Origin of the sequence: Micromonospora sp. NPDC005553, assembly GCF_042871765.1 — a bacterium.
Taxonomy (GTDB): domain Bacteria; phylum Actinomycetota; class Actinomycetes; order Mycobacteriales; family Micromonosporaceae; genus Micromonospora.
The window spans coordinates 934,980-955,553 of the sequence record NZ_JBIAJD010000002.1; the positions used below are offsets into that span (position 1 = coordinate 934,980).

The window sequence follows — 20,574 nt, forward strand, 5'->3', positions numbered from 1 at the left end:
GCGCGACAGTCTGGCAGACCAGGCTGCCCGCGCAGCGGGCCGATGCCTGCTCAGGCGGGCAGGTGTGGCAGGCGGTCGGGCCTGGAGCGGCCGGCCTGGCGGCGGTTCTGGCTCAACCGGATCACCGCCCCGGTGTCGTGCAGCGGCGCGGCGAGGGTGCCCGGCCGGCCGCCCGAGCCGCGCTGCATCGCCGCGAGCAGGGTGCCGGACGGCATCGGCCGGGCGAACAGATGCCCCTGGCCGGCGACGCAGCCCAACTCCCAGAGGGCCCGCCGCTGCGGCTCGCTCTCCACCCCCTCGGCCACCACGTCCAGGTCGAGGCTGCGACCCAGGTCGAGGGTGGAGCGGATGACGGCGGCGGCCTCCGCCGAACTCTCCATCGTCGTCACGAAGGTCCGGTCGATCTTCAGCTCGTGAACCGGGATTCGGGAGAGCAGCGAGAGTGAGGAGTAACCGGTGCCGAAGTCGTCCAACGCCAACCGGACGCCCTCGTCGCGTAGTCGGCTGAGCACCCGGTCGACCACGTCGAGTTGGCTGAGGGTCAGCGTCTCGGTCAACTCCAGGACCAGCCGGTCCGGTGGTAGGTCGTGGGCGCGGAGGCGGGCCAGCACCGAGCCGGGGAACCGCGCGTCGAGAAGGCTGCGCGGGGACACGTTGACCGCGACCGGTACGTCGAAGCCGGCGTCGCGCCAACTCACCGCCGCGATCAGCGCCTGGTCGAGGATCGCTTCGGCGAAGGCCGGTAGCAGGCCGGATCGTTCCACCGCCTCCAGGAACCGCAGTGGGTCGATCAGGCCGTGGGTGGGGTGGTGCCAGCGGGCCAGGGCCTCGGCGCTGGTCACCTCACCGGTGCCCAGGTCGACGATCGGTTGGAAGTTGACGACGAACTCGTGGTCGGCGACCGCGCGCGGCAGGTCACCGCCGAGGGTGAGACGCCCGAGGTCGGCGGTGTCGCGGGTCGGGGCGTACGTGGAGATCCGCTGCCCGGCTCGCTTCGCCTGGTACATGGCCACGTCGGCGCGGCGCAGCAACTCGGCCATGCCGCCGTTGGACGGGGCGGCGGAGATGCCGCCGCTGGCTTCGACGCTGATGCGCATGCCGTCCAACTCGAACGGCTCGTGCAGGGCGGCGAGCAGCGTCTCGGCCCGGTGCGCGGCGACCGCCGGGGCCGGCAGACCGCGCATGAGTACGGCGAACTCGTCGCCGCCGAGGCGGGCCACCAGGTCGCTCGGCTGGGCCGCACCCCGCAACCGGTCGGCCACCTGCACCAGCACCTGATCGCCGGCGGCGTGCCCGAGGGTGTCGTTGACCTCCTTGAAATGGTTGAGGTCGATCAGGACCAGCGCGGTCACCCCTTCGGCGTGGCGGGTGCTCAACTGTTCGGTGCCCTCGTCGAGGAGGTGCCGGCGGTTGGCCAGGCCGGTCAGCGCGTCGTGCGAGGCCGCGTACGCGTGCTCGTCGGCGACCCGGGCCAGTTCGGCGTACGCCCGGGCGTTGCGGACGGCGGTGCAGAGCGCGGAGGCGAAGGTCCGCAGGGTGTACTGCTCCCGCTCGGAGAGTTGCACCGGACCGCGGAACCGCAGCCGGAGCGTGCCGACGTCGACCGTCCGGTCGTGGCCTTCCAGCGGTGCGGGGACGATGGTGCCGTCGACGCTGGTGGGCGTGCCGCTCGGGCCGTCGAAGGTGATGCCGCCGGTGCCGCCGCGTACGGTGCGGCTGCCGTCGCTCAGCTCGATCTCGACCTCGTCGGCGGAGAACAGCTCGGCGGCCTGCGTGACGGCGGTGGTGAGGACGTCGTCGAGGTCGACCACGTTGAGCGCGTCGGTGGCGCGGGCGAGCCGCTGCCACGCCTGTTGCTCGGTGCGGCCTCGGATGCGCGCGGAGTAGGCCAGGTGCAGGCTCAGGACCAGGGGTGGCACGGCGAGAAGGAGCCGTGGGTCCATCCGGATGATCAGCAGCGTGCAGGCCGCGACGGCGAACCGCACGGCGAAGCCAGCGAGCCGAAGGTCGAGGTTGCTGCGGAAGTGCTTCGCGATCCTGGTCTGGGAGGCGAGCGCGATGACTGGGATGGCGAGCAGGTCGTCCAGGAGCGCCGCGACCAGGTAGGCGAGGGCCAACGGCCCCAGCAGCATCAGGGGGCCCGTTTCCGTGGGCGGCCAGGTCCAGGTCGTCATCGCGAGTGCCGTGCCGGCGCCCCAGGCCACGATGACGTTCTTGCCGATACCGAAAGCCAGCTTTATCGGTGTGAGGCGAATCGAGGCGAGGGTGATCCCGACGGCGGTGCAGAGCACGACTACCGACGTTGGCGCGATGGCTGCACCGACGATGATCGCTGTCTCGTTCCAGCTGATCGACTGGGTCGTCGACCGGATCCTTACGCGGGCCTTGACCAGCGTGCCCAACGCGATCATGAGCGTAAGCATGACCAGGACCGCAACGTCATTCCCCGTCTCCGGCCTTGCCGAACGCAATGCGGCCGGGAGTGACGTGGCGACGATGACGGCGGCAACAACGACGACGAGACCGACGAGCAGCAACAGCCGCCGATCGGTCTCAATCTCTCGTCGCTGAGGAAGGGTCATGCCGCTCCCGGAGGACTGCCTGCGCGTTCTCGCAGCCTACTGCTCGGGCCCTCAGAAGTCCTGTGTCGAACTTGTCAGTTCCAGTCGGTGCCACGCATCGCGTTGCCCCCTTCTCCCGCTGCGTCAATTGGAGTACCTGTCCCCGGATGGGGAGGTCTTCCTCCGAAAGGCAGCTTAAGAGCCGGAAGGGCAGGCTAGAAGAAATATATGTCGGTATGCGCAACATTAGCCAAGTTGAAGCCCGTTTATTACGTTCTGTCCATCGTTGCTGAACGGAGTGCGGTCGAGCTTGCCAACGCGGGATTCAAGTGGCACCTTGCAACTGCGGACGGTATCTGACCAGGTTATTGGACGCCTTATTCCTTGAGTCTGAGGGCTCTTCGGGAGTTGTCTCATCCGGAGTTTGGTCAGGCGTAAGGGCGGCATGGGCAGAGTTGGCGTGGTCGTAGGCGCCCGGCGAGTGCAGGTAATGGTGACAGCCTTCGCCGGGGTCGTTGGCGACGACAGGTGGATAACCGCGTTTCAGCAGGCCGAGATGCAACTTGCGGCCGGCACCGTGCCCGTCGTGGACCGGCATTCGCACAGCTCCGCGCATCACTCCTGGACACCCAACGGTCGCTCGTATCGCCCCGTGAGCGGAACGCCACGCCACGGGGTCGTACACTCCGTTGCGTGATCGGCTGAATACCTGATAGGGCTGGCGGGGGCGGGTGGAGATTCGGGTTCTGGGCGGCCTTTCGGTGCAACTCTCTACCCACACGCTGCGCCTTGGCACACCCAAACAGCAGACAATCCTCGCGATGCTCACCGTTGCGCCCGAACGCCTTGTGACGGTGGACGACCTCGTCGATGAGCTATGGGCCGATCGCCCACCGCGATCAGCAGTAGCTAATGTGCGCACCTACGCCGCCAATCTGCGCCGGGCTTTCGAGGCTTTCCCGGCCGGCCGCGGTGCCATCGAGCGCCAGCGCAGCGGCTATCGGCTCGTGGTCGACCCGGAACGAGTCGACGTCTTCCGCTTCGAGCTGGAGCGGAACGCGGGTCGGGAAGCGCTGACCGGAGGCCACCTCGACCATGCCCGTGAACTGCTGGGGCGCGCCCTGGCTCGTTGGCGGGGACCGATGCTCGCCGGCGTACCGCTCGGGCCCGTCCTCACCTCCCGAACTGTCGCAGCCGAGGAGGAGCGGCTGTTGACAGTGGAACTTCTCGCCGACGTCCAACTGAGATCGGGTCGGGACGACCTGGCAGTTGCCCTGTTGCGGGAGGTGGTGGCCCGCCACCCTCTGCGCGAGCCGGCCTACGTCCTGCTCATGCGAGCGCTGTACGAGCGCGGGGACAACGCGGGAGCGCTGGCGGTGTACGACGAGATTCGAACAACGCTGACCACGGAGTTGGGTGTCGGCCCCGGGGGCAATCTCGAGGAGTTGCGCCGTTCCATCGTCACGGCCATGTCGCGCCCTGGTTCGGCGCGTGCCGCCGTACGGGTTGGCGGACCTGACCGGGCGCGCCCGCCAGCGGGCGTGGCGGTCAGCGCGGCAGCGGAGCCGGCATCTCAGATCAACCCGGTGGATCACCTTCCCCGAGCTGTCACCGACTTCGTCGGGCGAGCGGACGTGGTGGTGCGGATTCTCACGGAGACCCGGCGGGTCGAGGAGCGGGTGCCGGCCGTACACATCATCGACGGCATGGCGGGCAGCGGGAAGACGGCCCTCGCCGTGCATCTCGCCCGTCGGCTGTCCGCCTGGTACCCGGACGCCGCCTTGTTCATCGACCTGGGCGGGCACGGTGACAAGAACCGGATCGAGCCGGCGGGTGCTCTGTTCACCCTGCTTCGACAGCTCGGGGTGCCGGCCGACCGGGTTCCGGTGGAGTTCGACGACAGGGTGGAGTTGTGGCGACAGGAGTTGGCCCGTCGCCGGGCAGTGGTGATCCTCGACAACGCCGCGAGCAGCGAGCAGATCATGCCCCTGCTGCCGGCAGAGCCGACCACCGTTGTGTTGGTCACCTCGCGACGACGGCTGTCCCACCCGGATGCCGGCCCGTCGCGGACGCTACCGGTGATGAGCCCGCAGGAGAGCGTGGATCTGCTCCGCCTGAGCGTCGGTCGGGACCGGGTCGATGCCGAGCCGGATGCCGCCGCCGAGGTGGTACGCCGGTGCGGGTATCTCCCACTGGCGATTCGGTTGGCCGGGGCGAGACTGGCGCATCGGCGCGGCTGGCGGTTGGCGGACCTGGTCGAGCAGATGGCTGGCGATGCTCCGGTGCTGCACCATCTCGCTCAGGAGGAGAGCACTGTCACCGGGGCCTTCGCTGCCTCCTATGAACCGCTTGCACCTCCGACCAAGCGGGTGTTCCGATTCCTCGGCCTGTACCCCGGCAGCCGCTTCGGCGTGCCGGCGGTCGCCGCACTGACCGGTTTGACGATCGCGGAAGCTCGCGCGGCGCTCGACGACCTCGTCGACCGGAACCTGGTCGAGGACCTGGACTCGACGCGATACCGACTGCACGACCTCATGCGGCAGTACTCAATCGATCTGTGCTCGGGTACCGACTCCCCCAACGACCGCCAAAATGGACTGGCTCGACTGTTCGACTTCATGCTGGAGGTCGTCCTGAAGGTCGCCGACCTGCTGGAGCCGGGCGTCATCAGATCCCAGGTGACGCACAGCCCGACCGGACGATGCGAACTCGTCAGGGCCATCGGGGAGCCGACGGCTGACTGGTTGGAGGCCGAGCGGACGGACCTGGTGACGATGGTGTTGTCGGCACGCGAGTCGGGGTTCCACCAGCAGTGCTGGCAACTGGCCCGCGCTCTCTGGCGTTTCTGCTACATCCGCGGTTACTTCGAGGACATCATCCTGACGCATCGTCACGGGCTGGAGGCGGCGGAGGTCACCGGGGACATCGACGCGCTCGCGCTGATGAACAACTACCTCGCATCCGCCTACGTCCGAACCGGGAACAAGCAGGGCGCGCTCGACCATCTGACCCGCTCGGTCGAGCTCTCCCGCAACTCGCGGGACCCGCTGAACCCGGCCCGGTACCGCGCGAACCTCGCTGCCGTCTACTGGTGGAGCGGTCACCTGTCCGAGTCGGTGGAGCTCGGCTTCGCGTGTCTGCGCGATCACAAGGTGTACGGGAATGTCGGCGGGTCCATCCTGCTGCCGAATCTCGGTCTGGCGCTCTCAGCCCTGGGCCGTTACGAGGAGGCACTGCGGATGCACCGCCTGCACCTGGCGTGGGCCCGGACGAACTCCGACGTCTTCCACACACTCAACGCCCTCAGCCACATCGGCGCCGTGCGGGTCCGGATGGGCGATCTGTCGCAGGCGATCCGAATACTCCAGGCCTCATTGGCCCTCCGTAATCGCACCGGCCACCGGTACGCGGAAGCCGAGGTGCGCAACGACCTCGGCATCGCCTACCGCGCTCTGGGTCGTCTGGTGGAGGCCCAGCAGGAGCACGAGTTGGCTCGGAAGCTGTCGATCGGCTCGGGGGAGCGGCACGTCGAGGCGGCTGCGCTCAACGAACTCGGCCGCACCCTGCTGGCGCAGGGGCGGGGGGGCGAGGCGTTCGAGGTGCACCAGGAGGCGTTGCGGCTGGCCACCCGGATCGCGCACCCGCATGAGCAGGGTCGGGCACTCGCCGGGCTCGCCGAACACTTTGCCCGCACCGACCCGGCCGAGGCGCGGCGGCACTGGGAGCGGGCGTTGGCGATCTTCCGGCGGATGGGAGTGCCGGAGCGCTTCGAAGCCGAACGTCGCCTCGCCGAGTTGACCGGGGCGGCAGTGGCCGCGGAGCGCTGACCAGCCTGAACGGCGCTTATCGATTTCTTATCGGCAGGCCCGGTAACTTACCGGCCGTATCGACGAACGGGGGAGGTTCTGCCCCTGGGCAGAACCGGGTCGTCGGCACACGCCCGCTGCCGGGTCCCCCCAGCGACCTCGGCGGCGGGCTGGTGAGGAAGGAGCGGCGTCGGGGCCGTTGCGCCGGCAGCACCCGGTGCGGTCGCCAGCGTGACGCCGCTCCTTCCGACCGCCGTCGTACCGCACCGATAGGCTCACGACCGTGACCGAACCCGCGCAGCTCAGCCACGTCGATCGCGCCGGCGCGGCCCGCATGGTCGACGTCTCCGCCAAGGCGGTGACGGGTCGGTTGGCCGTCGCGGCCGGCCGTCTGCGGACCACGCCAGAGGTCATCGACCTGTTGCATCGCGACGGGCTGCCCAAGGGTGACGCGTTGGCCGTCGGACGGCTGGCCGGGATCATGGGGGCCAAGCGCACTCCTGACCTGATTCCGCTCTGCCACCCGATCGCGCTGCACGGTGTCACCGTCGACCTGCGGCTGACCGCCGACACCGTGGAGATCACGGCCACTGCCCGCACGGCGGACCGGACGGGGGTGGAGATGGAGGCACTGACGGCGGTTGCTGTCGCCGGTCTCGCCCTGGTCGACATGGTCAAGGCGGTCGACCCGGCGGCCTCGGTGGAGGCGGTCCGGGTGCTGCGCAAGGAGGGCGGCAAGACCGGCGAGTGGGTTCGGCCGGAGGACCGGCAGTGATCCGGGCTCGGGTGATCGTCGCTTCCAACCGGGCTGCGGCCGGTGTCTACGCCGACACCAGCGGGCCGCTTCTCGTCGCCGGGTTGCGTGAGCTGGGCTGCCAGGTCGACGACCCGGTGGTGGTGCCCGACGGCGAGCCGGTCGGCGACGCTCTGCGGGCCGCCCGCGCCGACGGTGTCGACGTGGTGCTGACCAGCGGCGGCACCGGAGTGACCCCGACGGATCGGACCCCGGACGTGACGCGGGGCCTCCTGGATTACGAGATCCCTGGCGTCGCCGAGGCGATCCGGGCGCACAGTCGTGACCGCGTGCCGACGTCGGTGCTGTCCCGGGGCCTGGCCGGGGTCACCGGTCGGATGCTGGTGGTCAATCTGCCCGGCTCGACCGGCGGTGCCCGCGATGGCCTGGCCGTTCTCGGGCCGATCCTCGGCCACACCGTCGACCAGCTCCGCGGCGGAGACCACTGACCGCTCCGCACGACGGGACCACTGACCGCTCCGCGGCGAGCGCTGACCGGTGCGCGCCAGGCCCGGGCGGGTGTCGGTCCGGGCCGATAGGCTCGGTCGGTGAGCACGGAAACCGCACCCACCGCGGATCGGGTCACCGCACCCCCGCCAGCCGGGTGGGAAGAAGCCCGTTCGCGGGTCTACGCGGTCGGTCTGGCCGCCGCGCTGCCCGCCGCCGCCCGACCACTTGCCGACACCGACGGGTCGACACTGGCCGAGCCGTTGACCACCCGCACCGACCTGCCGGCGTTCCCGACCTCCAGCGTGGACGGCTGGGCGGTGCGCGGCAGTGGGCCGTGGCGCGTCGTCGGCCGGGTCCTGGCCGGCAGCACCCCCGCGCCGCTCACCGAGGACGACACCACTGTCGAGATCGCGACCGGCGCGATGGTGCCCGAGGGCGCCACCGCCGTGCTCCGCGTCGAGGAGTCCGCCGCATCCACCACCGGCCTGATCAGCGGCGTTCCCCGGGAGACGCCCGAGTGGCGGAAGCCCGGCGAGGAGGCGTACGCCGATGAGGAGTTGTTGCCGGTCGGCACGCCGGTCGACCCGGCGGTGATCGGCCTGGCCGCCGCCTGCGGGCACGACACGCTGCGGGTCCGGCGCTTGCCGCGCGCCGCGCTGCTGGTCTTCGGCGACGAGCTGCTGACGGCGGGTCCGCCCGCGGCCGGTCGCATCCGCGACGCGTTGGGCCCCGCGGTGCCGGCCTGGCTGCGGCGCTACGGCTGCCAGGTCCGCCCGTCCGACGTGGTCGGCCCGGTGGCCGACACGCTGCCCGCGCACGTGGCGGCCCTACGCTCGGCGCTGGGCCACGCCGATCTGGTCTGCACCACCGGCGGCACGATGAACGGTCCGGTCGACCACCTGCACCCGACCCTGGAGGCGCTCGGCGCCGACTACGTCGTCAACACGGTGGCGGTTCGCCCGGGCTTCCCGATGCTGCTGGCCCGGCTGACCGGGCCCGACGGGCGAGCCCGGTTCGTGGCCGGGCTGCCTGGCAACCCGCAGTCCGCCATCGTTGCGCTGGTGTCGTTGGTCGCCCCGCTGCTCGCCGGCCTCCAGGGCCGGTCGATGCCGGTGCTGCCGCAGGTCACGTTGGCCGAGGCGGTGCCCGGTCGCGGTGACCACACCCACCTGGCGTTGGTCCGACTGGACCGGTCCGCCGGCGTCGCGTTCCCGGTCCGTCACGTCGGCTCGGCGATGCTGCGGGGCCTGGCCGGCGCGGACGGGTTCGCGGTCATCCGACCCGGCACCCGCGGTGAGCCGGGCGACCGGGTGCCGATCGTGCCACTGCCGTTGTTTCCCGGGGAGCGTGCGTCGTGACCGCGCCAGCGATCACCTTCGGCGAGGTCACCGACCAGCCGCTCGATCTCGCCACGCACGAGGCGGCGGTCGCCGACCGCCGGGCCGGCGCCGTGGTGTCGTTCCAGGGCGTGGTCCGCGACCACGACCACGGTCGCCAGGTCACCAGCCTGGAGTACGAGGGCCACCCGAGCGCCGCACAGGTGCTGCGCGAGGTGGCCGCCGAGATCGCCGCAGAGCCCGACGTCTACGCGGTGGCGGTCTCGCACCGGGTCGGCCCCCTGGCGATCGGTGACGTCGCGCTCGTCGCCGCGGTGAGCACCGCGCACCGGGCGGCGGCCTTCGCGGCCTGCGCCCGGCTGGTCGACGAGGTCAAGGCGCGACTGCCGATCTGGAAGCGGCAGGTCTTCACCGACGGCACCGAGGAATGGGTCAACTGCCCCTGACGCTCAGCGGCGGCCGTTGACCACCACGGCCCGGGCGAGCCGGTCGCCGTAGAACGCCGGCTCCGCGCCGGGGCGCCAGGGCAGCGCGGCGACCAGGACGATCAGCGCGAGCGCGAGCGAGTTTTCCATCAGCGCCCCGAACAGACCGTCCTGGTAGTGCGACATCTCCGGCAGTTGGTGTTCGTACGGCCAGATCGGGGAGATCAGGAAGAGCAGGTAGAGCCCGATCGCGGCGAAGCCGTGGCGGAGCCCGGTCAGCGCCGGGTACCAGATCGGTGGGCGGAGCCCGTTGACACCGGGTAGACCGCCGAAGACCGGCCCCTGGCCGGTGCGCTGCGGCATCCCCCGGCTCGCCTCGCGGCGACGCACGGCGGCGTCGGCCAGCACGATGATCGCCGGGATCACCCAGACCAGGTGGTGCGTCCAGGAGATCGGGCTGATCACGTTCGCGGTGAGACCCACCAACGTGAAGGCGGTCAACTCGTCACCGTCGGCGCGGGAACTGGCCGCCCGGGACAGGCCCAGCGCCAGGACCAGCACCGAGAAGGCGAGCCACAGCAGCCCCGGCGTCTCGATCGAGTCGTACAGCCGGGCAAGCAGGCCGGCGAGGGACTGGTTGGGCGTCATGTCCGCCGCGCCGACGCGTTCGGTCTGCCACAGCACGCTGCCGAAGTAGGTCCGCGACTCGTCCCCGACGATCGCGAAGGTCCCCAACGTCACGCCGATCGTCGTGCCGATGGCGGTGGCCGCCACCCGCCACTGACGGGTGATCAGCAGGTAGGCGATGAACAGTGCCGGGGTGAGCTTGACCGCCGTGGCGAGGCCGATACCGGCCCCTGCCCAGGCCCCACCGTAGATGAAGCGCAGCAGCGGCCCGTCGGTGGCGGCGTAGTGGGTGCCCCGGCGGGACCGCCAGCGAAGGCCGATCAGGTCAGCCATGATCAAGGCGAACAGCAGGATGTTGACCTGGCCGTACCCGAGCGTCTCCCGACCCGGCTCGATGGCGACCGCGAGCGGCACCGCCAGGGCCACCGTGAACCACAGTGGCCATCCCAGTCGGTCCACGATGGGTCGGAGCAGCCCGGCCAGCACCAGCGCCAGGGCGGCGATGCTGGCGGCGGCGTTGACGAGGCCGGCCACGCCGATCGGCAGCTGCGCCATCGGCAGCATGACCAGCCCGGCGAAGGGCGGGTAGGTGAACCCGAGAGTGGTTTCGGGCGCGATGAACTCATAGAGCTCGTGACCGCTCGCCCACCACACCACGGCACCGTGGTAGATCTTCATGTCGAAGAAGTTGTACGGCCGCCCGAAGGCACCGATGGCAAGCCATGCGGCATAGGCGACGGCGGCCACGATGGCCCCCCGTACGACGTTCCTGCGATCGATCCCGCGAGCCACGCGATCGATCCCGCGTGTCACACGTTGGATTGGGGCGAGGCGGTCCGCCCGTCTACCGACATCCGTCGGCATGGCGTGGCCACCCCCGTACCAAGGTCGTCCTACCCGTCCAGGTCCTGCACGGAGCCTAGAACGGCGCCTCACGTCAGTGCCTCCCGCGTTATGCGACCGTGTCCGATCCCACACATGTTTTTGACATTTCCACCGCGTTAACGCCTACCGGGTGGTTCAGGTAATTCGCGGCCTTAGCGAGGGGTGGGGGTGAGACGGAGACGGATCGACGCAGGTCAGCCGGGGAGTCGACGTGCGGTGGACGCGGAGCGGACGGCGATCCGGGCCTCGCGGCGGGCGGTTCGGACGGCGCGTTGCATGGAACGTCGAGAATGACCGATGCGATGGCCCGTCCGCCACCGCAGACCCGGCTTGCCGCCGGTGTCCGCGGCGGCGAGGAGCAGACCGCCGAGGAGCCCGAGGTTCTTCAGGGCGTGAATCTGGTTGTTGTTCCTGGCGATCGGGTCGTCGTTGTTCCAGAAGGGATGCCCGGCGACTGTCACCGGCACCAGCGTGCCGGCCAGAACCAGCGCCGCGGGTCGGCTGAACCGGCCGGTGGCCAGCATCAGACCGGCACCGACCTGCACAGCCGCGTTGAGCCGGATCAACGTCTCGGTCTCGGTGGGGAAGCTCGGGTGTGCCTTCTTCAGCATCGGCGCGACCTTGTCGGTCACCGGTTTGGCGGCCACCGCGAGTCGGCCGGGGTCGCGTAAGTTGCGATACCCGCTGACCACGAAGATGCCGCTCAGCATGGCGCGGGCGAGGGAACGTACGGGCGTCATGGATCAGTCATACCCCCTCGCGACGTTTGCTACCCCGTCAACCGCAGGATCGGATTGGTGTTCGTACACGTGCGCCACGCCGAGTCAAGCGACCGTCACGGATGGACGGGCGCTGGCGGGTAACGTCGCGCGGGTGACCACGCTGCGGCTACGCCCCGAGGACCCGGCCGACGCCGGCCCGGTCCGCCGCGTACTGGCCGCCGCCTTCGCCCGCCCGGACGTGGCGACGCCGCCGGAGGTCAGCCTGGTCGAGGAGCTGCGCGACACCACCGCCTGGTTGCCGGAGTTGGCCATGGTCGCCGAGTACGGCGGTGAGGTGGTCGGTTACGCGCTGCTCACCCGGGTGCGGCTGCGGCCGGAGCGGGGTTCGGACGTGCCAGTCCTGGCCCTCGGCCCGGTGGCGGTCGCGCCGCACCGACAGCGTGTCGGGCACGGCACGGCGGTCGTGCAGGCTGCCCTGGATGCCTCCACCGAGTTGGGTGAGCGGCTCGTCGTCGTCCTCGGTGCCCCGGTCTTCTACCGTCGGTTCGGGTTCGGCCCGGCGAGTGAACTGGGCCTGACCAGCCCCTGGGCCGGCCTCGGCGAGCCCTGGCAGGCGCTGGTGCTGCCGCCGTCCACCAGCGAGGAGGGCCCCCCGCCTCGCGGTGAGGTGCTCTTCCCGGCTCCCTGGTCGAAGGTCTGACCGGGCCTCAGGCCGGCTGCGTCCGCAGGTACCGGCCGAAGTGCGGGACGGTGAAGGCGACAGTGCCCCGCTCACCGGAGTAGATCAGCCCCTTCTTGATCAGCGCATCCCGGGCCGGAGACAGACTGGCCGGCTTGCGGCCGAGGGCACGGGCGATCTCCGCGGTGGGCACCGCGGCGTCCATGTCGTCGCGGACCACCTCGCCGGGCTCGCCCTCGACCGCGGACATCATGGCCATCGCCCGCATGTACTCGCGTTCGGCGGGAGTGGCCCGTTCGAACCGGGAACCGAAGAACCCGACCGCCAGCTCGGCCTCCGCCTCGGGAGCGGCCACCCGCACGTCGGCGGCGGTGATCGGCGAGCGTGGCGCGTGGTCCCAGGTGGCCTTGCCGTACGCCTGGACGAAGTAGGGATAGCCGCCGGACTTCTCGTAGAGCAGGTCGAGCGCCTTCTGCTCGTACTCGACCTCCTCGCGCTCGGCGGGTGCGCAGAGCGCCCGGTCGGCGGCGATCCGGTCGAGCCGGTCGATGCGTTGATAACGGAACAACCGTTCGGAGTACGACTTGGCGGCGCTGAGCACCGCCGGCAGGTGCGGAAGGCCGGCGCCGACGACGATCAGCGGCGCGCCGAGCTGGGACAGCTCGTGGCAGGCGGCGCAGAGCGCCGACACGTCCTCCGGGCCGAGATCCTGCATCTCGTCGATGAAGATGGCGATGCCGGTGCCGACGTCGCTGGCTACGGCGGCGGCGTCACTGAACAGTTCGACCAGGTCGATCTCGATGTCGCCGGAGTCGGCCCGACCGCTGGCGGCCGGCACGTCGATGCCGGGCTGCCACCGGTCGCGCAGCTTGGTGGCGGCACCGGCCCGGCCGGTCGGGTTGGACCGCTGGGCGAACGCCTTGAGGACGCCGAGGAACGCGTCGATGCGGTCCGGTGCGCGGTGGCGGGGGGCCAGCTCCCGGACGGCCATGTGCAGTGCGGCGGCGACCGGTCTGCGCAACGACTGGTCCGGTCGGGCCTCGATCTTGCCGCTGCCCCAGAGTCGGTTGATCGCCTGCGACCGGAGCGTGTTGAGCAGGACCGTCTTGCCGACGCCCCGCAGCCCGGTGAGCATGAGGCTGCGCTCGGGTCGGCCTCGGGCGATGCGCTCGAGCACGATGTCGAAGACGTCCAGCTCTCGCCCCCGCCCGGCAAGTTCGGGCGGACGCTGACCGGCGCCCGGCGCGTACGGGTTGCGGACCGGATCCACGCATCGCAGATTATCGGGCCGTCTAGCTGCGAGGCTAGACATGGATAGATGGGGCTACCGGCGTGTCGAGACCGTCGACCATAAACTAGGGCTGTCTAGCATCCACGCTAGACAGCCCTAGTTTTGGCAACAGGCTTTAGCGCTCCTTCAGACAGAGCACGTAGTCGAACAGGTCGACCGAGTTGTCGTGCACATAGTTCGCGGTCGCCTGCGGCGCGAGCATCTCGCACCGGTCGCCGTCGGTGGTCGCCGGAATCCGCAGCAGCACCTGATAGGTGTTCGGGCCGCAGGGCACCTTACGGAGCTCCGCGTCGCTCTCACTGCCGTCGTTCACCACGCAGTCACCCCTGGCGAACTCCGGGCCCGGAGTCGGGGCGGGCGACTTCGGAGCGTCGCTGGGCAGCGCGGGTGGAACGCCCGGGGCACTCGTCGACGGGGTACGCGGCGCGTCACTGCCAGCGTCGGCCACCTTCCAGACCGCCCATCCGGCCAGGCCGAGGCACGGACAGAGCACGAGCAGCACCACCACGGTGATGATCAGAGCGACGTTGCGGCCGGTCTTCTTCGCGGGCGCGACGGGCGGCATCCCGTAGCCGCCGGGAGGCTGCTGACCCCAGGGCGCGGGTGGCTGCCCCGGTGCCGGCCCGGCCGGCTGACCGGGCATCGGGCCGGCCGGTGGGTACGGCCCGATCGGTGGGTACGGCCCGGTCGGCGGTGTCGAGCCGGCGGGTGGGTACGGCCCGGCCTGCGGTGTCGGACCCGCTGGCGGGTACGGGCCGGGCGGTGGGTAACCCGGGCCCGAGGTGGGCGGCGGCGCCCACATCGGCGCGGTCGGCGGCTCCGGATCGGTGGGTGGCGGCGCCCACATGGGTGCCGTCGGTGGCTCCGCGCCAGCCGGCGGGGGACCCCACTGCTGCCGGGTCGGGTCATCCGCGGGCGGCGGCGTGCTCCGCAGGGGCACCGTCTCATCGACCGGTGGTGAGCCGTCAGGCCCGTTGGGCGGGCGCTGGTACGGATCGTCCGGCTGGTCGGAACCCGCAGGTCCGTAGGTCGTCATGTCATCCCCGGGGGTGGGTGGTCTCAGCGTTGCTTGAGGCAGAGGACGAAGTCGAGAGTGTCCAGCTCACTGTCGAAGAAATACCAGTTGGTGTAGCCCTCGACCTTGCCGCACTTGGCCTCGGCGTCCCGCTCGCCGCTGGTCGGGCCGTCGATCCGGCTCAGCACCTCGTACGACTTCGCGGTACAGCCGCTGATCAGCAGCTTCGGCTTGCCACCGGCGGTGCCGTCGTTGCGGACGCACTGGCCGACCTTCGCGAACCGGGGATCGGCCGACGACTCCGGCGCGGCCGCGCTCGGCGCGGGCTCTACCGCGTCCGCGCTGGGTTCACCGGCAACGGCCGAGTTGCTCGGCGCGGCTGCCGGCGGCGGGTCGCTCGGCCCACTGCGCAACCAGAACGCCCCGGCGGCGGCCACCACCAGCAGTACGACGGCCAGTACCGCGATCAGTGGCCCCCGGCCGCGCCGGCTCGGTGCCGGATCCTCGCCGTACGGGTCGTCGGGCCGGTACGGCTGCCCGCCGTACGTCGGGGTCGGCTGGTACGGGCCGCCGTAGGGCGGGCGGGGCTCGTGACCGTAGGGCGTGGCTGTCCCGCCGCCGTAAGGCGCGTCGGGTGCCGCACCGTAGGGCGGGGTGGGTGGGCCGCCGTACTCCCCGGGTCGTCCCTGCGGTGCGGGCGGGTACGACGGGACCGCCGGCGGGTAGGGCTCCGCCGCGGGCGGGTAGGGCTGCTGCGGCGGTCGACCGGGCGTCTCGTCGGGTCTTTGCCCACGCCACGGCCCCGGGTGCCCGCTCCCCGGTTGTCCGTAGTTCGTCATGCCGCCCTCCTGCACAAGTGGTGAGAGGCCGGCCACCAAAGCGCGACGCGGGCTCCGGGGTCACCGTAGCGTGGTCCACTGATGAGCTCACCTCCACCGAGCGCCACGGCCCTCGCCGGCCGTCGTGCCAACAGCACACCGACAGTGATCTGGACCGCGTTGATCGTGGTCTACGTGCTCTGGGGTTCGACCTATCTGGCCATCCGGATCACAGTGGAGACGATGCCTCCGCTGCTGTCGGCCGCGCTCCGCTTCGCCGTGGCCGGCCTGGTCCTGGCGGTGGTGCTGCGACTGCGTCGAGGCCCCGGCGCGCTGCGGGTGGACCGACGGCAACTCGGCTCGGCCGCCTTGGTCGGGGTGCTCCTGCTCACCGCCGGCAACGGCCTGGTGGTGCTCGCCGAATCAGGGCCGCCGGGAGTGGCGCTGCCGTCCGGGATCGCCGCGCTGCTGGTGGCCACGGTGCCGCTGCTGGTCGTGCTGTTGCGCTCGGCCACCGGGGACCGGCCGCCGATCTGGACGTTCGCCGGGGTCACAGTGGGCTTCGCCGGCCTCGTCCTGCTGGTGCTGCCGAGCGGTAGTTCGGCAGCGGTGCCCCTGGTCGGGGCGTTGACAGTGGTGGCGGCGGCCACCTCCTGGTCGGTCGGGTCGTTCCTGTCCGGACGGATCCGGATGCCCGCCGACCCGTTCGTGGCCACGGTGTACGAGATGATGGCCGGCGCGCTGGTGCTGGTGGCCCTCGCCGCCGGTCGGGGCGAACTGGCCGACTTCCACCCGGCGGCGGTGAGCACCCGGTCCTGGTTGGCGTTGGGCTACCTCATGGTCGCCGGCTCGCTGGTGGCCTTCACCGCGTACGTCTGGCTGCTGCACAACGCGCCGATCTCGCTGGTGTCGACGTACGCCTACGTGAACCCGGCGGTCGCGGTGGCGCTCGGCGCGCTGCTGGTGGCCGAGCCGATCACCCCGCAGGTGCTGCTCGGCGGTGCCGTCATCGTCGCCGGGGTCGCCGTGGTGGTGACCACCGAACGGCCGCGTCGGGCGGGCACGGGATCACGATCGGGGGACAAGCCGGCATCACGATCGGGGGACACGCCGGTGCGCGACCGCCAGTAACGTCCGGCCCATGTCGGCCGCCGCGCTGGTGTCGATCGCGCTGCTCGGCGCGATGGTCGGCCTCGTCGTACCCCTGGTGTCGCGGTGCTTCGCCACCGCGGACGCGCGGCCACCGACGTTTCCACTGCCGCAGCCGGTCCGGCGGCCCTGGGTCGACCCGGTGGTGGCGGCCGGCGTCTTCGCCGGCCTTGCCGTCGCCATGGGTGACGACGCGGCGCTGCCGGCCTTCCTCGCGGTCGCGGCGGTCGGTCTGGTGCTGGCGCGGGTCGACCTGGCCTGCCTGCGGCTGCCCGACCCGCTGGTCCTCGTTGCCGGGCTGCTGGCCCTCGGAGGGCTGACCGCAGCGGCGCTGCTGTCCGGCACTCCCGGCCGGCTGCTCGGCGCGCTGGCAGGTGCGGTCGTCGCGGGCGCGGCCCACGTGCTGCTGGCCCTGCTGCCCGGCTCACGGCTGGGTTTCGGGGACGTGAAACTCGCCGCCGTCCTCGGCCTGCCGCTCGGCTGGTTGGGGTGGGACGCCCTGCTGACCGGGCTGCTCCTGCCGCACGTGCTGCACGGCGGTCTGGTGCTCGCCCTGCTCGTCACCCGAAAGGTGCGCCGGACCACCCTGCTACCCGTCGGCCCGGCAATGCTTGCGGGCGCCTGGCTAGCCGCCCTCCTCCCCTAACACCCCCGCCCCGGCCCCGCCCCGGCCGTGGCCGTGGTCCCGGCCCCAGGCTTCGTCGATCTTGCAGTTTCTGCGCCGACACAAGGTGCATCCCGCGCACATCGGCAACCGAAAGCGCAAGATCGGCGGCGGCTCGGCGGCGTGGCGGCGCGGGGCTTAGATCAGGCGGAGTTGGCGGTCCTTGGGGCGGCGGGGTTCGGCTTCGCCGAAGCGTTCGAAGAGGCCGGGGTCGATGGTGCCGAGGAACGGCGATGGTGAACAGTCGCGCTCGGTGCCGTGCCGGGTGCGGCGGGCGGCGTGACTGACGTACAGCCGATCCTGGGCCCGGGTCAGGCCGACGAAGAAGAGCCGGCGCTCCTCGGCGACGGCGTCCTCGTCGGGGGTCGAGCCCGGCCAGCGCAACGGCAACAACCCGTCCTCGACACCGACCAGGAAGACAACCGGGAACTCCAGGCCCTTCGCGGCGTGCAGGGTGAGCAGCGTGACCGCCTCGGCGCGCGGGTCGAGGGCGTCCACCTCGGCGCCGGTGGCCAACTGCGACAGGAAGACCTCCAGGTCGTCGCCGCAGCGTCGGGCCAGCGGGGTCAGCAGGTCCACGGCCGAGCGGACGTCCTCGGGTCGGACCGCACTGCTGGCGCCGTCCAGGGTGGGCACGGCGAACCGCTCGGCGACCACCTGACCGGCCAGCCGCACCCGGGCGGCAAGTGAGCCGGCCAGGCCGTCGGCGTGTCGTAGTTCGCGGGCGATGGCCGCCACCCCGGGCCGATCCCGCAGCCGGTCGTGGGAACGCTTCTGCACGGGGATGTTGGCCCGGGTCAGGGCGTCCACGATCGGGGCGGCCTGCGCGTCGGTGCGGTACAGCACGGCGATGTCGGAGAACGACAGTGAGGTGGACCGGCCGTCGATGCGGCCCGAGTCCAGCGAGCGGTGCGACAACCCGCCGACCAGATCGTCGACGGTACGCACGACGAAGTCGGCCTCCTCGTTCACCGACGCCGCCGGGTACCGCCCGACCAGCGGAGCTTCCGGGTCGAGCCGGGCCGGGTCGAGCCGCCGGCCCCGGACCAGCGAGGACGGTGCGATGGCCTGCACGGCGGCGGCCAGGATCGGGGCCGACGAGCGGTAGTTGCGGTTGAGTCGGACCAGTCGGGCGTCTGTGAAGTCCTCGGAGAAGCGCAGGAAGTAGCCGACGTCGGCACCCCGGAACGAGTAGATGGCCTGGTCCGGGTCGCCGATCGCGCAGAGGTTGCCGTCGGCGGGGCTGAGCAGCCGCAGCAGCTCGTACTGCACCTCGTCGACGTCCTGGTACTCGTCGACGAAGATCCACCGCCAGCGGTCCCGGTACCGTTCGACAAGCTTCCGGTCGGCCCGCAGCAGCTCCACCGGCAGGGTCACCAGCTCGTCCAGGTCGACCAGGTCCTGCTTGCGCAGCAGCGACACGTAAGCGGCGCTGTCGTCGCCGGCCTCGGTGCGTGCCGCCGCCCGCTCGGCGTCGTCGGCGATCCGGAAGTCGGCGGGGAGACCCGCCGCGCCGACGTTCTCCCGCAGGATGGTCAGCCCCAACGCGTGGAAGGTACCCACCGTGACGTCCTCGGCGACCGGGCCGAGCAGACCGTCGAGGCGGTGCCGCAGCTCCTCGGCTGCCCGGCGGGTGAAGGTGATCGCGAGGCAGTGCTCGGGGAAGACGTTCAGCTCCGCGCAGAGGTACGCGATCCGGTGGGTGAGCGTCCTGGTCTTGCCGGTGCCCGGACCAGCCACGATGAGCAGCGGACCGCCGGGTGCGGAGGCGGCCACCCGCTGCATGGCGTCCAGTCGGTCCAGCAGGCCGGTGCCGACCTCCTCCATGCCGGAGAGCATCGGCTCGAACGGCTCGTGCGGAGACGGCGGCGACGCGATCGGCGGCGCGGGCGCCGGGACCGGCTTCCGCTTCGGCTCCGCCTTGGCCGCCGTCGGGCGCTTGGCCGGGACCCGTGGAGCCGGCTCCGAGGGTCGTCGCTGCGTCGGCACCGGTACGTCGAACAGCGTCTCCTGCGCGCCCAGCTCGGTCGGGTCGAAGAGCGTGATCACGCCGTACTCGCCGTCGTAGCCGGGCACCCGGCGGACGTCGCCGCGCCGCAGCCGCCCGATGCCCTCCGCGAGGAGCTCACCACCGGCCTGCGCGATCTCGGTCAGCGGCGTCGTGGTCAGGATCTCCAGCTCGGGACCGAGCGTGGCCAGCAGCTCGTTGAGCCGCCCCTCGACCTTCTTCGACCGGGCACCCACCTTGTTGATCTCGCCGAGGATCTCGGCCAGCGGCACCAGGTGGGTGACGTCCCGGGCGTGCGCCGGCCGGTACCCGTCCGGCCGGTCCGCCAACTCCTCGATCCGACTGAGGACACCCACGGTGAGGGGTTTGCCGCACTCGGGGCAGCGCCCGTCGGCCGCGCGGGTGCGCTCCGGAGTCCAGTTGACCCCGCACAGCCGGTGCCCGTCCGCGTGGTACTTGCCCTCCTCCGGGAAGAACTCGATGGTGCCGGCCAGGCCGTCACCGGTACGCAGCGCCTCCCGAACGGCGAAGTAGTTCCGTTCGGCGGTCAGCACCGTCGCCTCCCGGCCGAGCGCCGGCGGCGAGTGCGCGTCCGAGTTGGACACCAGTTGGTAGCCGTCCAGGCTGCCGACCCGCCAGTTCATGGCGGGGTCGGAGGAGAGCCCGGTCTCCACGGCGAAGATGTGCCCGGCCAGGTCGGCGTAGCAGTCCGCGATCGCGTCGAAGCCGGACTTCGAGCCCAGCGCGGAGAACCAGGGAGTCCAGATGTGTGCCGGCACCAGGTAGCCGTCCGGGCTGGCCTCCAGGGTGATCTCCAGCAGGTCGCGGGAGTCCAGTCCGAGGATCGGCCGGCCGTCGGAGCCGAGGTTGCCGATCCGGCCCAGCGCGGTGTTGAACCGGGCCACCGCGTCCAGATCCGGCAGGTAGATCAGGTGGTGCACCTTGCGGGTCCGGTCGTCCCGCTTGTAGATGGTGGAGATTTCCACGCTCAGCATGAACCGGACCGGGTCCGCCTCCGCGTTCGGCGCGAGTCGGGGTGGCAGCCGCCGGGCGAGGTCCCGTTCCGCCTCCGGGTCGAGCCGGTAGAGCCCCGGTTCGGCCGGGCGCAGCGTCTCCCGCAGGTGGTCGTACCAGGCGGGGTGGGTGAAGTCGCCGGTGCCGAGCAGGCCGATGCCCTTACGCCGGGCCCACCACGCGAGGTTCGGCACTGTGAGGTCACGGCTGCACGCGCGCGAGTACTTCGAGTGGATGTGCAGGTCCGCGACGAATGGCGGTAGGCCACCGGGGGGTACGGCGCTGAACGGGGGCACGCCGCATCCTGTCACGCCCGCCGCGCCGGCCACC

Annotated in this window: 14 protein-coding genes and 1 pseudogene; 8 read left to right on the forward strand and 7 right to left on the reverse strand. The window is 71.4% G+C overall.

What is annotated here, in order from left to right:
- Nucleotides 1–50: 50 nt before the first annotated feature.
- Entirely contained in the window at nt 51–2,582 is a 2,532-nt protein-coding gene (locus ACFYPG_RS11705; protein ID WP_387351681.1) for a putative bifunctional diguanylate cyclase/phosphodiesterase, read from the reverse strand.
- Between the two features lie 710 nt (nt 2,583–3,292).
- On the opposite strand from ACFYPG_RS11705, the gene ACFYPG_RS11710 reads away from it, so the two are divergent.
- From ACFYPG_RS11710 to ACFYPG_RS11730, 5 genes are all read left to right on the forward strand, one after another.
- Nucleotides 3,293–6,388: a BTAD domain-containing putative transcriptional regulator gene (locus ACFYPG_RS11710; RefSeq protein ID WP_387351683.1), complete on the forward strand. Its 3,096-nt coding sequence runs from the start codon at nt 3,293–3,295 to the stop codon at nt 6,386–6,388.
- A 262-nt stretch (nt 6,389–6,650) separates the two neighbouring features.
- Nucleotides 6,651–7,142: a cyclic pyranopterin monophosphate synthase MoaC gene (gene moaC / locus ACFYPG_RS11715; protein WP_210782042.1), complete on the forward strand. Its 492-nt coding sequence runs from the start codon at nt 6,651–6,653 to the stop codon at nt 7,140–7,142.
- Nucleotides 7,139–7,609, forward strand: coding sequence for a MogA/MoaB family molybdenum cofactor biosynthesis protein (locus ACFYPG_RS11720; protein ID WP_355004515.1), 471 nt, complete (start codon nt 7,139–7,141; stop codon nt 7,607–7,609). Before moaC ends, ACFYPG_RS11720 begins: the two co-directional genes overlap by 4 nt.
- Before the next feature lie 99 nt (nt 7,610–7,708).
- Nucleotides 7,709–8,968, forward strand: a complete 1,260-nt coding sequence (locus ACFYPG_RS11725) for a molybdopterin molybdotransferase MoeA (protein ID WP_387351685.1) — start codon at nt 7,709–7,711, stop codon at nt 8,966–8,968.
- Nucleotides 8,965–9,393, forward strand: a complete 429-nt coding sequence (locus ACFYPG_RS11730) for a molybdenum cofactor biosynthesis protein MoaE (protein WP_130405760.1) — start codon at nt 8,965–8,967, stop codon at nt 9,391–9,393. Before ACFYPG_RS11725 ends, ACFYPG_RS11730 begins: the two co-directional genes overlap by 4 nt.
- Before the next feature lie 3 nt (nt 9,394–9,396).
- On the opposite strand, the gene ACFYPG_RS11735 is transcribed toward ACFYPG_RS11730, so the two are convergent.
- Complete coding sequence (locus ACFYPG_RS11735) at nt 9,397–10,863, reverse strand: glycosyltransferase 87 family protein (protein ID WP_355004513.1); 1,467 nt, start codon at nt 10,861–10,863, stop codon at nt 9,397–9,399.
- 215 nt (nt 10,864–11,078) lie between these two features.
- Nucleotides 11,079–11,624 carry a DoxX family protein gene (locus ACFYPG_RS11740; RefSeq protein ID WP_387351687.1) on the reverse strand — a complete coding sequence of 182 codons (546 nt, stop codon included), beginning with the start codon at nt 11,622–11,624 and terminating at the stop codon, nt 11,079–11,081.
- Nucleotides 11,625–11,757: 133 nt separating this feature from the next.
- Here ACFYPG_RS11740 and ACFYPG_RS11745 point away from each other — a divergent pair, with 133 nt between their 5' ends.
- Nucleotides 11,758–12,306, forward strand: coding sequence for an N-acetyltransferase (locus ACFYPG_RS11745; protein ID WP_355004511.1), 549 nt, complete (start codon nt 11,758–11,760; stop codon nt 12,304–12,306).
- Between the two features lie 7 nt (nt 12,307–12,313).
- Here ACFYPG_RS11745 and ACFYPG_RS11750 read toward each other — a convergent pair whose 3' ends face one another.
- The 3 genes and pseudogenes from ACFYPG_RS11750 to ACFYPG_RS11760 all read right to left on the reverse strand — a co-directional run.
- A complete protein-coding gene (locus ACFYPG_RS11750; RefSeq protein WP_355583794.1) occupies nt 12,314–13,555 on the reverse strand; it encodes an ATP-binding protein in 1,242 nt (413 codons plus the stop codon).
- 136 nt (nt 13,556–13,691) lie between these two features.
- The gene (locus ACFYPG_RS11755) at nt 13,692–14,096 is read right to left on the reverse strand and encodes a hypothetical protein (protein ID WP_387351869.1); all 405 of its coding nucleotides are present in this window, start codon (nt 14,094–14,096) and stop codon (nt 13,692–13,694) included.
- A 539-nt stretch (nt 14,097–14,635) separates the two neighbouring features.
- Nucleotides 14,636–14,926: pseudogene (locus tag ACFYPG_RS11760) on the reverse strand (hypothetical protein); the annotation flags it as partial.
- A 585-nt stretch (nt 14,927–15,511) separates the two neighbouring features.
- Between ACFYPG_RS11760 and ACFYPG_RS11765 the strand changes: the two are divergent.
- Both ACFYPG_RS11765 and ACFYPG_RS11770 read left to right on the forward strand, forming a co-directional pair.
- On the forward strand, nt 15,512–16,540 hold the full coding sequence (locus tag ACFYPG_RS11765) for an EamA family transporter (RefSeq protein ID WP_355004509.1): 1,029 nt from the start codon (nt 15,512–15,514) through the stop codon (nt 16,538–16,540).
- Between the two features lie 10 nt (nt 16,541–16,550).
- Entirely contained in the window at nt 16,551–17,204 is a 654-nt protein-coding gene (locus tag ACFYPG_RS11770) for a prepilin peptidase (RefSeq protein ID WP_387351690.1), read from the forward strand.
- A gap of 156 nt (nt 17,205–17,360) precedes the next feature.
- Here the strand turns inward: ACFYPG_RS11770 and ACFYPG_RS11775 are convergent, their stop codons facing one another.
- A complete protein-coding gene (locus ACFYPG_RS11775) occupies nt 17,361–20,540 on the reverse strand; it encodes a UvrD-helicase domain-containing protein (RefSeq protein ID WP_387351692.1) in 3,180 nt (1,059 codons plus the stop codon).
- Between the last annotated feature and the right edge of the window lie 34 nt (nt 20,541–20,574).

Bases quoted from the DNA above. Each gene is read 5' to 3' on its own strand.
- ACFYPG_RS11765 (WP_355004509.1), top strand. From the start codon at position 15,512: ATGAGCTCACCTCCACCGAGCGCCACGGCCCTCGCCGGCCGTCGTGCC.
- ACFYPG_RS11740 (WP_387351687.1), bottom strand. From the start codon at position 11,624: ATGACGCCCGTACGTTCCCTCGCCCGCGCCATGCTGAGCGGCATCTTC.
- ACFYPG_RS11705 (WP_387351681.1), bottom strand. From the start codon at position 2,582: ATGACCCTTCCTCAGCGACGAGAGATTGAGACCGATCGGCGGCTGTTG.
- ACFYPG_RS11770 (WP_387351690.1), top strand. From the start codon at position 16,551: ATGTCGGCCGCCGCGCTGGTGTCGATCGCGCTGCTCGGCGCGATGGTC.
- ACFYPG_RS11735 (WP_355004513.1), bottom strand. From the start codon at position 10,863: ATGCCGACGGATGTCGGTAGACGGGCGGACCGCCTCGCCCCAATCCAA.